A 13,414-nucleotide genomic window follows, 5' to 3' on the forward strand; every position below is an offset into this window, starting at 1 on the left:
TTAGCGTTTCGCTTCGCGGGCGGCGAAATAGGAGTCGATCTTCTCGCGCATCTCGCGCAGGAAACGCTCCTCGCCGAAGCCGAGCGCATGGGCGCGAATGCGCTCGGGCGAGAATTCCATGCGCTCGCAGCGCGTCACCGCCTCGCTCAGCGCTTCGACCGTCTGCGTGTCGAAGAAAACGCCTGTCTCATTCTCGACAACGGTCTCCGTCGCCCCGCCGCGGCGGAAGGCGATCACCGGCCGGCCGCTCGCCATCGCCTCGAGCGGCACGATGCCGAAATCTTCCTCACCCGGAAAGATCAGCGCGCGGCAGCGTGAATAATGCCGCGCCAGAACGTCGAAGGGCTGCGGGCCGAGCACCGACACCGTCGGGCCGGCGCGGCGCCGGATCGCGTCCAGATTGGAGCCGCCGCCGATGACGACGAGCTTTTTGCCCATGGCGTTGAAGGCGTCTATGGCGAGATCGGGCCGCTTATAGCCGACGAGCTCGCCGACCATCAGATAATAATCGCCGATCTCATCCGCAGGCGCGATCGAGAAGACGTCGGCGGAGACCGGCGGATGCACGACATCGGCGGAGCGGCGATAATAGCGCTCGACGCGTTGCGCGACTGTCGCGGAATTGGCGATGAAATGATCGACGCGCGTCGCCGACAAAGCATCCCAATTGCGCAGATAATGCGCCAAAAGCGGCATCAGCAGGCGCGTTAGACGGCCCGATTCCTCGCGATATTCGTGGTACATATTCCACAAATAACGCATGGGCGAATGGCAATAGCAGACATGCAGCGCCTCCGGCGGCGGGATGATCCCCTTCGCCGGCCCAGACTCGCTCGAGATGACGAGATCATAGCCGCGCAGATCGAGCTGCTCGCAGGCGAGCGGCATGAAGGACAGATATTGCCGATAATATTTTATCGCACGCGGCAGAGATTGGATGAAGCTGGTCTTGATCGGGCGCGAGAGGATCGTCTGCGAGACGGCGGCCGGATCGATCACATGGGTGAAGAGATCGGCCTGCGGATAGAGCCGTATCAGTGCTTCGACGACCTTCTCACCGCCGCGCATGCCGACGAACCAATAGTGAACGATCGCCACGCGCATTTATTTTCCCACCTCGACCCTCGGACAGAAGCGCGGGAGCGCGCAAATGACGAAGCCGGGCATGAGCCCGGCTTCGAGAATACAGTCGAAGTCATTAACATCCCGTGAGGGATCGCGCGCTCAGCTCTTGAGCGGCGTCTCCGGGACGCTGCGCGGACGCGCGCTGGCGCTGCGCGGCGCCGGCTCGGCCTTGCCTGCATCCTTGCCGCCGTCGCCGTCCTTCGCCTTGCGGCTCTTGCGCGGCTCGGCGCTGCTCTCCGCCGCCGACGCGCGCTTCTTGCCGGCCTCGACAATGTCGCGCTCGGGACGCGGAAGCACCGGCCCCTCGGGGAAGACGAAGCTCAGCGTCTTGGCGCCGCTGTCATCCGTCACCACCACCACGCGCACCGCGCCGCCATTCTTCAGCCGGCCGAAGAGAACCTCGTCAGCGAGCGGCGTCTTGATATGCGTGTGGATGACGCGGCCCATTGGACGCGCGCCCATGGCCTGGTCATAGCCATGCTCGACGAGCCAGGACCGCGCCTCGTCGGAGAGCTCGATCGTGACATTGCGGTCGGCGAGCTGCGCCTCAAGCTGCAGGATGAACTTGTCGACGACGCGGGCGATCACCTCCTCCGGCAGATGGCCGAAATGGACGATCGAGTCGAGACGATTGCGGAACTCCGGCGCGAAGAGGTGATTGATCGCGTCATTATCCTCCGCGCTATGCGTCTTGCCGCGGGTGAAGCCGATGGGCTTCTTGGCGAGATCGGCGGCGCCGGCGTTGGTCGTCATGATGAGGATCACATTGCGGAAGTCGATCTGCTTGCCATTGTGATCCGTCAGCTTGCCGTGGTCCATCACCTGCAGAAGGATGTTGAAGAGATCGGAATGCGCCTTCTCGATCTCGTCCAGCAGCAGCACGCAATGCGGATGCTGGTCGATGCCATCCGTCAGCAGGCCGCCCTGATCGAAGCCGACATAGCCGGGAGGCGCGCCGATGAGCCGGCTGACCGTATGGCGCTCCATATATTCCGACATGTCGAAGCGGATCAGCTCTATGCCCAGCGAGGTGGCGAGCTGGCGCGCGGCCTCCGTCTTGCCGACGCCGGTCGGGCCGGAGAAGAGATAGCAGCCGATCGGCTTCTCGGGATCGCGCAAGCCGGCGCGGGCCAGCTTGATCGCCGAGGTGAGCGCCGTGACCGCCTTGTCCTGCCCATAGACGACGCGCTTCAAGGTCTCGTCGAGATGGGCGAGCACCTCGGCGTCGTCCTTGGAGACGGTCTTGGCGGGGATGCGCGCCATGGTCGCGATGGTGGTCTCGATCTCCTTGAGGCCGATCGTCTTTTTGCGCTTGGACTCCGGCACCAGCATTTGCGCCGCGCCGGTCTCGTCGATCACGTCGAGCGCCTTGTCCGGCAGCTTGCGATCATGGATGTAGCGGGCCGAGAGCTCCACCGCGGCCTTCAGCGCCTCGGTGGTGTAGCGGATCTTGTGGAACTCCTCGAAATAGGGCTTGAGGCCCTTGACGATCTCCACCGCATCCGGGATCGACGGCTCATTGACGTCGATCTTTTGGAAGCGCCGCACCAGAGCGCGGTCCTTCTCGAAATATTGGCGATATTCGCGATAGGTGGTCGAGCCGATGCAGCGCAGCGTGCCCTGGGCCAGCGCGGGCTTCAGCAGATTGGAGGCGTCCATCGCGCCGCCGGAAGTGGCGCCGGCGCCGATCACCGTATGGATCTCGTCGATGAAGAGGATCGCATTCTTATGCGCCTCTATTTCCTTGATAACTTGCTTCAGCCGCTCCTCGAAGTCGCCGCGATAGCGCGTGCCGGCGAGCAGCGTGCCCATGTCGAGCGCGAACACTGTCGCGCCGGCGAGCACCTCGGGAACCTCGTTCTGAATGATCTTGCGGGCGAGGCCTTCGGCGATGGCCGTCTTGCCGACGCCCGGATCGCCGACCAGCAGCGGATTGTTCTTCTGCCGGCGGCAGAGCACCTGCACTGTGCGCAGCACCTCCTGCTCGCGGCCGATCAGCGGATCGATGCGGCCGTCGCGCGCCTTGCGGTTGAGATTGACGCAATAGGCCTCGAGCGCGCCTTCCTTCTTACGCTGCTCGCCCTCGCGGCCTTCCCTGCCCTCGCCCCGCTCCGCCTCGTCCTCGATGCCGCGCGGCGCGCGCGAGCCGTCCGAGAGGCCCGGCCGCTTGGCGATGCCGTGGCTGATGTAGTTCACCGCGTCATAGCGCGTCATATCCTGCTCCTGCAGGAAATAGACGGCGTGGCTCTCGCGCTCGGCGAACAAGGCGACCAGGACATTGGCGCCGCTCACATCCTCGCGGCCGGAGGACTGCACGCTGATGATGGCGCGCTGCACGACGCGCTGGAAGCCGGCGGTCGGCTTGCAGTCGCCTGCCGATTCATTGACCAGATTGTCCAGCTCGTGATCGATATATTCGCGCAAATTTTTGGCGAGCAGATCGAGATCGACCGAGCAGGCGCGCAGCACGGCTGCGGCGTCCTGGTCGTCTATGAGGCTGAGGAGCAGATGCTCCAAAGTCGCATATTCATGATGCCGCTCCCTCGCCGAGGCGAGCGCGCGGTCGAGTGACTGCTTCAGGTTGCGCGAGAATGTCGGCATCGATCGTCCGCCCTCACTTCTTTTCCATGATGCACTGAAGCGGATGCTGGTGCTTGCGCGCATAGTCCATCACTTGCGTGACTTTCGTCTCCGCCACCTCATAGGTGTAGACGCCGCATTCGCCGACGCCGTGATTATGCACGTGCAGCATTATCCGAGTGGCTTCTTCCAGGCTCTTGTTGAAATATTTACGCAGAACGATGACCACGAACTCCTGGGTCGTGTAGTCGTCGTTGAGCAACAAGACGCGATACATGTTGGGCCGCCGCGTCTGCGTCCGCGTGCGGGTGATCAGCGCCGTTCCCGACCCCGGCCCACCGTCGCCGCCGCCTTTGCGAGGCTCTTTTCCGCCCGCATGGGGAGGCCCGCCGTCGGCGTCCATGGCGGACGCGAGCCGGCTGTCGAGCGTAAGATCATCGATCACGGTCACCTCGGCTTTCCTCATTCCCCTTTCCGATGTTTCGCCCGCGAAAGGCCCGGCTGACATCTGCGTAGCATTCTCTGTGCCGCGGGCCCCTGGTCGGCTTTCGCGGCGCCGTCGAAGCGGGGTAGCGCCGAGTTTTCTTTCTCGCGGGAGCATTGGCAAGACCCGAAAAGCTGAAACGGTTGAAAAAAGTCCGAGGCGAGCCCCGGGCGGCGCCTCGGTCGCGCCCCGTCCTTCGACAATCCGCCTAGGACATAATGTGCCGCGGCGGGCGAACAAGTGAGCGCGCCGCGGCGGCGCATTCGGCTCCCGACGCGGTTTCCAAAAGGCGCCGCCAATGTCGCGATTCCGCCCCGCGACGGCGCGTCGCATCCGTCTACTTATTGAAAACCATGAGCGTAAACGCGTCCTTTACCCACGGCGCCTACTGTCGCGCTCACGCAAATGCGAGGCGCGCGATTGAAAAGAGGCGCGAATGTCGATGCTCGATCGGTTTCGGCGGGACACGGCGGGTAGGCTCGTCGAAAAAGTTGCCTTGGGGTCGGCCGTGCTGGCGCTCACCTGCGTGCTCGGGGCCAATCTGCTGTCGGCAAAGTTACAAAACGGCGAGCTGCCGCTCCTCGCTTTTGTCCATAAGGAAGAGCGCGGCCGCGCGCAGCTCGCCGCGGCGCAGACGAGCATGACGACTCAGATCGTGCATCGCATCGGCTTCGTCGGCGTCGATCACGCCGCCACCGGCTCGATCGCGCCGGGCCAAAAAGCCGTCGCGCCCGCCTCCCCCTGCGGCGCGGAGCCCAAATAGGGCGAAGCTTCAACGAAAACATCCGCAGCGGCGCGGCGCCGCTCGCGATGGCCCCGAGTCAAATTCATTGACATCCGGCGCATTCGGCTTCAAGCATGGCGCGCGTCTTGCTCCCCAGATCGTCGAGCAGAACGCCAGCGGACATAACCGTCGATTTGCGACGGCCCGCCTCTCGAGGACGACGCGCGCCCCCGCGGCATTCGCGCGCCCTTCCCTTGCCAGATGTCATGAAAGCCGCGACCAGGACCATTGATGAACTTCGACGAACTCGGCCTTTCCCAAAAGGTCCTCGCGGCCGTTGAGGCGTCCGGCTACACTCAGCCCACGCCCATTCAGGAACAGGCCATTCCCCCCGCGCTGCAGGGGCGCGACATTCTGGGCATCGCCCAGACGGGCACCGGCAAGACGGCGGCGTTCACGCTTCCCATGCTGTGCCGGCTCGAGCAGGGCCGCGCCCGCGCGCGAATGCCGCGCACGCTGATTCTCGAGCCGACGCGCGAGCTCGCGGCGCAGGTCGAGGCGAGCTTCGCCAAATATGGCGCAAATCATAAGCTCAATGTCGCGCTTCTGATCGGCGGCGTCTCCTTCGGAGATCAGGAAGCCAAGATCATGCGCGGCGCCGACGTTCTGATCGCGACGCCCGGCCGCCTGCTCGACTTCTTCGACCGCGGCAAGCTGCTGCTGACGAATATCGAGATTCTCGTCATCGACGAGGCGGACCGCATGCTCGACATGGGCTTCATCCCGGACATAGAGCGCGTCTGCAAGCTGGTGCCCTTCACGCGGCAGACCTTGTTCTTCTCCGCGACGATGCCGCCGGAGATCACGCGCCTCACCGAGGCATTCTTGCACAATCCTGTACGAGTCGAGGTCGCGCGCGCCTCGACGACGGCGGCGACGATCCGCCAGGCGCTGGTCGCCACCCATGGCCACGCCGAGAAGCGCGAGACCTTGCGCCGGATCATCCGCGGCGCGGATAATTTCAAGAATGCGATCATCTTCTGCAATCGCAAGCGCGACGTCGCGATCCTGCATCGCTCGCTGGACAAGCACGGCTTCTCCGCCGGCGCCCTGCATGGCGACATGGACCAGCTCGCCCGCATGGCCTCGCTCGACGCCTTCAAGAATGGCGACGTCAATCTTCTCGTCTGCTCGGACGTCGCGGCGCGCGGCCTCGACATTCCCGACGTCAGCCATGTCTTCAATTTCGACGTGCCGACGCATAGCGAGGACTATGTCCATCGCATCGGCCGCACGGGCCGCGCCGGCCGTTCCGGCACGGCCTTCACCCTCGTCACCGACGACGATCGCAAATATCTCGATCAGATCGAGACGCTGATCGGCAATAAGATCGACTGGGAAGGCCCTGGCCTCCACGAGCTGCCGCCGCCGTCCGAGGCGCCGGCGCGCGAATCGCGCGGTCGCGGACGCAGCGCGCGCGGCGGCGAGCGTGGCGGCGAGCGTGGCGGCCGCCGTTCATCGGCGGAGCGCGAGCCGCGCCGCGAGGCTCGGCCAGAGCGCGAGCCCAGACGCGAGCGGGAGCCCCGGCCCGAGCGCGAGCCGAGGCAAGAACGCGAAGCCCGGCCGGAGCGCGAGACCCGGCAAGAGCGGGAGCCGAGACATGAGCGCGAGGCGCGCCCTGCGCGTCCCCGTCCCGAGCGGCCGCCGACCTATGGCGATCGCCGCGACCGCCGGCCGACGACGCGCCAGCATGAGGATGACGGGCCGCCGGTCATCGGCCTCGGCGACCATATTCCGTCCTTCCTGCTTCGCCCCGTGGTGCTGAAGCCGGCCAAGGTCGGCGACGAATAATCCAGCATGAAGCGTGGAGGCGCCGCTCAGCCGATGAGCGCCTCCTCCACGAGATCGAGCATATGCTCTATGTCTGGATCGGCGTGAACGTCGCCGGACGGCTCGATGCGGACCATGGGGATTCCCTGCGAGCAATGGCGCAGGCAGCTGCGCCTCACGCAGGCGATCTCGCCGGCGGAAATCCCTTTGCCGAAATCGATATCGAGCGCCGCGCTCAAGCGCTCATGCAGCGCGCTGCCGCGTCCCTCGCGGTCGCAGACGTCGCCGACGCAGACGACGAAGCGGATCAGCGGCGGCTCGGTCATTTCATTCCTCTCGCTCTGAGCCCGGCCGACCGGCGGAAGCAATCTTCATGTCGTCGTGGTGAATAAGCGGCGCACATTTCAGGCGCGGTGATACGGGTGTCCAGAAAGAATTGTCGTCGCCCGATAGATCTGCTCGGCGACGAGGATTCGCACGATCTGATGCGGCAGCGTCATGCGCCCGAAGGAAAAGACCGCGCCGGCCTTCTCCCGCACGGCGGGCGACAACCCCTCTGAGCCGCCGATCGCGAACCATAGCGATTTTACGCCTTTGTCCCTGTCGCTCTCGACCATGGCCGCGAAATCGGCGCTGCTGGCCGGCTTGCCGCGCTCGTCGAAGACGACGAGCTTTCCGCCCGCCGGCAGAGCGGCGAGCAGGCAATCGCCTTCCTGCGCCATGCGCTCGGCCGGATTGCGCGCCCGGCTCTCGTCGATTTCCAGGAGATCGAGCCCCGTGAGCCCGATATTTCGCATCGCCGCGACGCGGGCGGCGTAGCGTGCGTAGAGCTCACGCTCCGGGCCGGCCTTGAGCCGACCGACACAGAGAATTCCGAGACGCATGTCCTCTTACGGACATTCGCGCTTCGGCGAATGCCGTCCTGTCCCGTTTCGCCCTCTAGCGCTCAGACCGCGCGCAGCTCGCTCGGCCGCGCGCCGCCCCACATTTTCTCGAGGTTGTAGAACTGGCGCACCTCGGGCCGGAAAATGTGGACGATGACGTCGCCCGCGTCGATCAGCACCCAGTCGCACTGCGGCAGACCCTCGACGCGCGGCGCGACGAGACCGGCCTCCTTGCAGGCTTTGAGCACTCTGTCGGCGATGGCGCCGACATGCGTGGTGGAACGGCCGGTCGCGATGACCATGTCATCGGCGATCGTCGTCTTGCCGCGCAGATCGATGGAGATGACGTCCTCGGCCTTGGAGTCGTCGAGGCTCGTGAGGACTTTTTCGGCGATGGAGCCGGCGATCTGGCCGATCGGCCCGGAAGCCGGCTGAGACGGCGCGCGCGCCGCCCCGGGAAGACTTGTCGTCAGCTTGTGACCCTCATGCTTCGCGGCGCTGGCGCCGCGCCTTTCAAGATGTGCCGCTTTGAGCCCGAATGCAACCGCGCAAAAACGAAAGCGCGCGGCCAAGGCTACGCCCGCCGCGCGGCCTTGGCCCCGAGACATCGACATAAGCTTTTATTAATCATCGAAAAAGGCGGAAAGACGCGCGGCCCGCGCCCCCGCCGCAGGCAGAAAAAAACCCGGCGAGAACGCCGGGTTTTGAGAGTGGGCCCCGGCCCATCGGGAGGTGGGAGGAACCTCAAAGCCGGAACGATTTGGAGCCTACCCGATTCCTCGTCGCTGCGCCCGGCATAAAAGGTCGCATTTGTCCAGGCCTGGCCGGGAAAAGCCCCGGCACGGCCCCGGTTCAGCGCCGCCCGAGCGGGCGGGGCCGACGAGCGCGATTCGCCAGCGCCCGCAAATTCAATTCGCTAAATTCTGCGACCAGGGCCGCCCGGCGCGCCTGTGCCAAAAATGTCACATGGACGAAGATTTTGCAGCGGCGCCCGACGGAAGGCTCAGGGAACGAGCACGAGCGCCCCTGTCGTGCGCCGCGCCTCGAGGTCGGCATGGACGAGAGCGGCGTCCTCGAGCCGAAAAAGGGCCGGCCGCTCGAGCCGCAGCACGCCCTTCTTGATCGCGCGCACCACATCCTTGGTCATTTTGTCATAGTCCTTGCGCCGCGCGATATGGGCGAAGAGCGAGGGCCGCGTCGCGAAGAGCGAGCCCTTCTGCGACAGGAGATTGATGTCGAAAGCCTCGATCTTGCCGGAGGCGGAGCCATAACTGACGAAAAGTCCGAAAGGCTTCAGGCAATCGAGCGAGGCGGGAAAAGTGTCGCGGCCGACGCCGTCATAGACGACATCGCACAGCTTGCCGCCGGTGATTTCCCGCACGGCGGCGGCGAAATCCTCGCTGCGATAGAGAATCGTATGCGCCGCCCCGGCCTCCTTGGCGATTTTCGCCTTCTCCTCGTCGCCGACCGTGGCGATCACATGCGCGCCGAGCGCGCTTCCCCATTGGCAGAGCAATTGGCCGACGCCGCCGGCGCCCGCATGCACGAGAATTCGGTCCCCCTCTTTCACCTTATAGGTTCGCCGCAGCAGATATTGCGCCGTGAGCCCTTTGAGCATCATCGAGGCGCCGGTCTCGAAGGAGAAGGATTTCGGCAACCTCGCCAATGAGGCGGCGGGAATATTGCGCGCCTCCGCATAGCCGCCGAGCGGTCCGACATAGGCGACGCGATCGCCGATCTCGAATTCATCGACGCCCTCGCCGAGCGCGACCACCTCGCCCGCGCCCTCGAAGCCGGGGGTGAAGGGAAGCGTCGAAGGATAGGCGCCTGTGCGCAAATAAATATCGATGAAATTGACGCCGATCGCCCGCTGGACGATCTGCGCCTCGCCCGGACCCGGCGGCGGCAGCTCGACATCCTCATAGCGCAGAACCTGCGGCCCGCCCGTCTCATAAATGCGAATGGCCTTCACCATGATCGTCTCCAAAATAATCCCGCCCGCCTCTTCGCAAAAATCCACGCCGATTGCGACCGGGGATTGACGCGAGCCAGGAAGCCGACAGCTTTTCCGACAGCGACGGAAAGCCGCCGGCGAGCGGCTTCGCCTTCCTCTTCCCATAGTGTAGAAGGATTCCCCGAAACGGAGACGCAGCACATGGCCGAGACATTGGCGGGAAGCCCCACGATCGACACGCAAATTCTCGTCGCCGGGGCCGGCTCCACGGGCATAGCCGCCGCCCTCGCCTTCGCCAACGCCGGCTGGCGCGTGACGCTCGCCGGGCGCTTCCCCCCGCCTCTGCCCGGCCGCACCATCGCGCTGTTCGAGGCCTCGGTGCGCTTTCTCGATTCGATCGGCGTGCTGGAGAAGGTCCGCGCCGCCGCCTGCCCGATCGAGACGATCCAGATGATCGACGACACGGACCAGCTTCTCCCCGTGCCCGATCTCGTGATGCGCTCGGAGGAGATCGATCTTCCCGCCTTCGGGCTCAATGTCTCCAATGACGAGCTGACCGCCATTCTGCTCGAGCACGCCCGCGCGACCGGGAGCTTCGAGATTATCGAGACCGACATCGCCGACTATGAGCTCGCGGAGGATGGCGCGACGGCGATCCTCGCCGACGGGCGCCGCATCGCCGCCGATTTCATCGTGGCCGCCGATGGGCGCGGCAGCAAGGCGCGCGCCGCCGCCGGCATAGACACGAAGGAATGGACCTATCCGCAAGTGGCGCTCACCGCTCTGCTGCGCCACGAGCTGCCGCACGACAATGTCTCGACCGAGTTTCACACGCGCTCCGGCCCCTTCACTCTGGTGCCGCTGCCGCCGCGCGAGGGCGCGGAGCATCGCTCCAGCCTCGTCTGGCTGATGAGCCCGCGCGACGCCAAGCGCCGCCTCGCCAAGCCGCGCGACGAGCTGCAATACGAGATGGAGGATTATTCGCGCGAGAAGCTCGGCTCCATCGCGATCGAGAGCGGCATAGGCGAGTTCCGCATGGGCGGGCTGCAAGTGTCGCGGCTGACGGCGCCGCGGCTGGCGCTGGTCGGCGAGACCTGTCACGTCTTTCCGCCCATCGGCGCGCAGGGGCTCAATCTCAGCCTGCGCGACGTCGCCGATCTCGAGGATTGCCTCGCCAGCGTCGATCTGCGCAATCCCAAGGAGCTCTCGCGCGCGTTGTTGCGCTATGAGACGCACCGCCGCGCCGACATCGGCTTCCGAACCCATGGGGTCGATCTGCTCAATCGCTCGCTGATCGTCCCCTATCTGCCGATCGACCTCATTCGCGGCGCCGGCTTCATCGCCATGACGGCGCTCGGCCCGCTGCGCCGCGCCGTGATGCGCGAGGGCGTGGCGCCGCATCTCGCGCAGCCGCGGCTGATGCGCGAGGAGGCGCCCAAGGAGCCTCGCATGCGCGGCAAGCGCCCGCGCGGGCCGGAGGCGCTGGTCGACGCCGCCAAAGGCGCCTTCGCCCATTTGCGCGAGACGGCTTCGCGCCTGGGCTGACGCGCGCGCCGATCTCCTCTCGCGGGAAAAGCCTCACAGAGACGGCGCGAACAGCGCCGGTATCGCGAGGCGGAACGCCGTGCCGTCGCCCGGCTGCGACTCCACCTCTATCTCCCAGCCGTGGCGATCCGCGATGGATTTGCAGATCGCCAGCTCTATGCCCGTGCCGGCGTATTCCACGTCGCTCTCCGGCCGGCTGAAGGGCTCGAAAATCCGCTGCGCGAAATCCTGATCGAAGCCGACGCCCTTGTCGACGATGGAGAGGCGAATGGCGCCCTGCTCCAGCGTCGCCGCGATCGTCACCTCGGCCGGACGGCCGGGCTTGCGATATTTGACGGCGTTGGCCACAATATTCTGCATCAGGCAGGCGAATTGCGTGCGGTCGCCGACGAAAGCGGCGGCGGGAATATCGACATCGAGCCTGGTCCCGCCCGCCTCGATCGACTGTGACAGCGCGACGAGGGTGAGCTGCACCTCCTCGCGCAGATCCAGCGCCTCCAATTGCTGATCGCCATAAATGGTGCGCGCGTAAATGAGCAGATCGCCGACGAGCTTGCGCGCGCGCACGGCCGCGCAGCGCATATGCGCGCTGGCCTGCGCGATCTCCGCGCAGCATCCCGCCGCCATCGCCGTATCGAGACGCGCCGATTGCGCGGCGATCTCGGTCAAGGGCTGCTGCAGATCGAGCGACGCCACATAGGCGAATTGGCCGAGCCGCTCATTGGCGCGCTCCAGCTCCGCCACGCTGGCGGCGAGCGCGCGCTCCATCTCTCGTCGCCGGCTCATGTCGAGAACCGTCGCCGTCACCAACATCTCGCGCGCCGTCGCCAGCGGCGCGAGCCCGATCTCGACTGGAAACTCGCCGCCGTCGCGACGCCGCGCCTTGATCTCATGGCCGACGCCCATCATGCGGCGGCTCGGATCGGCGTAAAAGAGCCGGCGGTAGGCGGCGTGGCGGCGTTGGACGACCGCGGGGGTCAGCAGATCGACAGAGCGGCCGATCAGCTCCTCGCGCGCATAGCCGAACAAAAGCTCCGTCTCGCGATTGGCGTAGCGGACCAGCCCATCGGCGCCGACGATGAGAATCGCCGCCGGCGAGGCCTCGACCATCACGCGATAGCGATCATATTCGATCGTCTCGGAGCCCATTGCGCTCCCCTCGCCCCGCGCATTGCGGCGTGACCTTCGCCCTCGCGCCCCTCGAGGGCGGCGAATGTGATATGTGACCTGCGGGGGGCGAAAAAAAGAGCCTGAGCGGCGACGACGAGGGAAGCGACGATGACGCCCGACAAAGAGGAGCATCCGCTCGGCAGGCGCAGAATCGGCCTCGCGCTCAGCTCCGGCATGGCGCGCGGCTGGGCGCATATCGGCGCGGTGCGCGCGCTGACGCGCATGGGCGTCTCCTTCGACGTCGTCGCCGGAACCTCGGCGGGCGCGCTCGTCGGCGGCTGCTTTCTGGCCGGCAAGCTCGACGAGCTCGAGGCCTGGGCGACCTCGCTCGACAAGCGCAAGATCGTCTCCTATCTCGATCTCCAGCTCGGCTATGGCGGGCTCATCAAAGGCGACCGCCTGCTGATGGAATTGCGCCGCGCGCTCGGCCCCATGCGCGTCGAGACCTTGCCGACGCCTTTCGTCGCCGTCGCCACCGATCTCATCACCGGCCATGAGATCTGGCTGCAAAAAGGCGATCTCGCCGAGACGCTGCGCGCCTCCTTCTCGCTGCCGGGCCTGTTTCCGCCGATGGAGGTCGACGGACGCTGGCTCGCCGATGGCGCGCTGGTCGATCCTCTGCCGGTCGCCGCCTGCCGCGCGCTCGGCGCGGAGCTGGTCATTGCGGTCAACCTCAACACTGATATCATCGGCAAGTCGCGCGACGCCGCGCGCATCCCTTCGACAATGGGCTTCGATCCGATCACTCTGCTCGAGCAAAAGCAGAAGCCCTTCGTCGCCTCGCTCACCGAATCGCTGACGCGCGGAGTCTTTCGCCGCGACCCCGATCGGCCCAGCATTTTCGGCGTGATGACGACCTCGCTCAGCATCATGCAGGACCGGCTGACGCGCTCGCGCCTCGCCGGCGACCCGCCCGACGTTCACATCACGCCGCGCGTCGGCCATATCGGCCTGCTCGAGTTCGACCGCACAGAGGAAGCCGTGCGCGAAGGCGAGGCGGCGGTGGAGAAACGGCGCGAGGAGATTTCCGATGCGCTGCGGGTGATGGGATTGATTTGAGCGGCGAAGCGCCCCCTCCCCAACCCTCCCCCGCTACGCAGGAGAGGGAGAAGACTCCG

12 protein-coding genes are annotated in these 13,414 nt (G+C 65.8%); 4 read left to right on the forward strand and 8 right to left on the reverse strand.

Going from position 1 to position 13,414, the window contains the following annotated elements; all coding sequences use genetic code 11:
• The 3 genes from METLW4_RS0107870 to clpS all read right to left on the reverse strand — a co-directional run bounded on the left by METLW4_RS0107870 (position 1) and on the right by clpS (position 4,108).
• Positions 1-1,104 carry a glycosyltransferase gene (locus METLW4_RS0107870; protein ID WP_018265661.1) on the reverse strand — a complete coding sequence of 368 codons (1,104 nt, stop codon included), beginning with the start codon at positions 1,102-1,104 and terminating at the stop codon, positions 1-3.
• 120 nt (positions 1,105-1,224) lie between these two features.
• Entirely contained in the window at positions 1,225-3,726 is a 2,502-nt protein-coding gene (gene clpA / locus METLW4_RS0107875; RefSeq protein ID WP_018265662.1) for an ATP-dependent Clp protease ATP-binding subunit ClpA, read from the reverse strand.
• 13 nt (positions 3,727-3,739) lie between these two features.
• Positions 3,740-4,108, reverse strand: a complete 369-nt coding sequence (clpS, locus tag METLW4_RS0107880) for an ATP-dependent Clp protease adapter ClpS (RefSeq protein WP_043332417.1) — start codon at positions 4,106-4,108, stop codon at positions 3,740-3,742.
• A gap of 517 nt (positions 4,109-4,625) precedes the next feature.
• Between clpS and METLW4_RS0107885 the strand changes: the two genes are divergently transcribed.
• Both METLW4_RS0107885 and METLW4_RS0107895 read left to right on the forward strand, forming a co-directional pair.
• A complete protein-coding gene (locus tag METLW4_RS0107885) occupies positions 4,626-4,952 on the forward strand; it encodes a hypothetical protein (RefSeq protein ID WP_157234988.1) in 327 nt (108 codons plus the stop codon).
• Between the two features lie 252 nt (positions 4,953-5,204).
• Positions 5,205-6,764 carry a DEAD/DEAH box helicase gene (locus tag METLW4_RS0107895; RefSeq protein ID WP_018265665.1) on the forward strand — a complete coding sequence of 520 codons (1,560 nt, stop codon included), beginning with the start codon at positions 5,205-5,207 and terminating at the stop codon, positions 6,762-6,764.
• A gap of 26 nt (positions 6,765-6,790) precedes the next feature.
• Here the strand turns inward: METLW4_RS0107895 and METLW4_RS0107900 are convergent, their stop codons facing one another.
• The 4 genes from METLW4_RS0107900 to METLW4_RS0107915 all read right to left on the reverse strand — a co-directional run bounded on the left by METLW4_RS0107900 (position 6,791) and on the right by METLW4_RS0107915 (position 9,602).
• Entirely contained in the window at positions 6,791-7,069 is a 279-nt protein-coding gene (locus METLW4_RS0107900) for a (2Fe-2S) ferredoxin domain-containing protein (protein ID WP_018265666.1), read from the reverse strand.
• 78 nt (positions 7,070-7,147) lie between these two features.
• A complete protein-coding gene (rlmH, locus tag METLW4_RS0107905; RefSeq protein ID WP_018265667.1) occupies positions 7,148-7,627 on the reverse strand; it encodes a 23S rRNA (pseudouridine(1915)-N(3))-methyltransferase RlmH in 480 nt (159 codons plus the stop codon).
• A gap of 62 nt (positions 7,628-7,689) precedes the next feature.
• A complete protein-coding gene (rsfS, locus tag METLW4_RS28875) occupies positions 7,690-8,235 on the reverse strand; it encodes a ribosome silencing factor (RefSeq protein ID WP_371212322.1) in 546 nt (181 codons plus the stop codon).
• 395 nt (positions 8,236-8,630) lie between these two features.
• Entirely contained in the window at positions 8,631-9,602 is a 972-nt protein-coding gene (locus tag METLW4_RS0107915) for a quinone oxidoreductase family protein (protein ID WP_026191341.1), read from the reverse strand.
• A gap of 180 nt (positions 9,603-9,782) precedes the next feature.
• Between METLW4_RS0107915 and METLW4_RS0107920 the strand changes: the two genes are divergently transcribed.
• A complete protein-coding gene (locus METLW4_RS0107920; RefSeq protein ID WP_018265670.1) occupies positions 9,783-11,126 on the forward strand; it encodes an FAD-dependent monooxygenase in 1,344 nt (447 codons plus the stop codon).
• Between the two features lie 33 nt (positions 11,127-11,159).
• Here the strand turns inward: METLW4_RS0107920 and METLW4_RS0107925 are convergent, their stop codons facing one another.
• Positions 11,160-12,275 carry a sensor histidine kinase gene (locus METLW4_RS0107925; protein ID WP_018265671.1) on the reverse strand — a complete coding sequence of 372 codons (1,116 nt, stop codon included), beginning with the start codon at positions 12,273-12,275 and terminating at the stop codon, positions 11,160-11,162.
• Positions 12,276-12,404: 129 nt separating this feature from the next.
• Here METLW4_RS0107925 and METLW4_RS0107930 point away from each other — a divergent pair, with 129 nt between their 5' ends.
• Positions 12,405-13,355 carry a patatin-like phospholipase family protein gene (locus METLW4_RS0107930; protein ID WP_018265672.1) on the forward strand — a complete coding sequence of 317 codons (951 nt, stop codon included), beginning with the start codon at positions 12,405-12,407 and terminating at the stop codon, positions 13,353-13,355.
• The last annotated feature ends 59 nt before the right edge of the window (positions 13,356-13,414 follow it).

Source organism: Methylosinus sp. LW4, assembly GCF_000379125.1.
In the GTDB taxonomy this organism is placed as follows: domain Bacteria; phylum Pseudomonadota; class Alphaproteobacteria; order Rhizobiales; family Beijerinckiaceae; genus Methylosinus.

What these genes read in the sequence shown, in the direction of transcription:
- METLW4_RS0107920 (WP_018265670.1), top strand. Translation starts at nt 9,783, where the DNA reads ATGGCCGAGACATTGGCGGGAAGCCCCACGATCGACACGCAAATTCTC.
- METLW4_RS0107895 (WP_018265665.1), top strand. Translation starts at nt 5,205, where the DNA reads ATGAACTTCGACGAACTCGGCCTTTCCCAAAAGGTCCTCGCGGCCGTT.
- rlmH (WP_018265667.1), bottom strand. Translation starts at nt 7,627, where the DNA reads ATGCGTCTCGGAATTCTCTGTGTCGGTCGGCTCAAGGCCGGCCCGGAG.
- METLW4_RS0107925 (WP_018265671.1), bottom strand. Translation starts at nt 12,275, where the DNA reads ATGGGCTCCGAGACGATCGAATATGATCGCTATCGCGTGATGGTCGAG.
- METLW4_RS0107900 (WP_018265666.1), bottom strand. Translation starts at nt 7,069, where the DNA reads ATGACCGAGCCGCCGCTGATCCGCTTCGTCGTCTGCGTCGGCGACGTC.
- METLW4_RS0107930 (WP_018265672.1), top strand. Translation starts at nt 12,405, where the DNA reads ATGACGCCCGACAAAGAGGAGCATCCGCTCGGCAGGCGCAGAATCGGC.
- rsfS (WP_371212322.1), bottom strand. Translation starts at nt 8,235, where the DNA reads ATGTCTCGGGGCCAAGGCCGCGCGGCGGGCGTAGCCTTGGCCGCGCGC.
- clpS (WP_043332417.1), bottom strand. Translation starts at nt 4,108, where the DNA reads ATGGACGCCGACGGCGGGCCTCCCCATGCGGGCGGAAAAGAGCCTCGC.
- METLW4_RS0107915 (WP_026191341.1), bottom strand. Translation starts at nt 9,602, where the DNA reads ATGGTGAAGGCCATTCGCATTTATGAGACGGGCGGGCCGCAGGTTCTG.
- clpA (WP_018265662.1), bottom strand. Translation starts at nt 3,726, where the DNA reads ATGCCGACATTCTCGCGCAACCTGAAGCAGTCACTCGACCGCGCGCTC.
- METLW4_RS0107885 (WP_157234988.1), top strand. Translation starts at nt 4,626, where the DNA reads ATGTCGATGCTCGATCGGTTTCGGCGGGACACGGCGGGTAGGCTCGTC.
- METLW4_RS0107870 (WP_018265661.1), bottom strand. Translation starts at nt 1,104, where the DNA reads ATGCGCGTGGCGATCGTTCACTATTGGTTCGTCGGCATGCGCGGCGGT.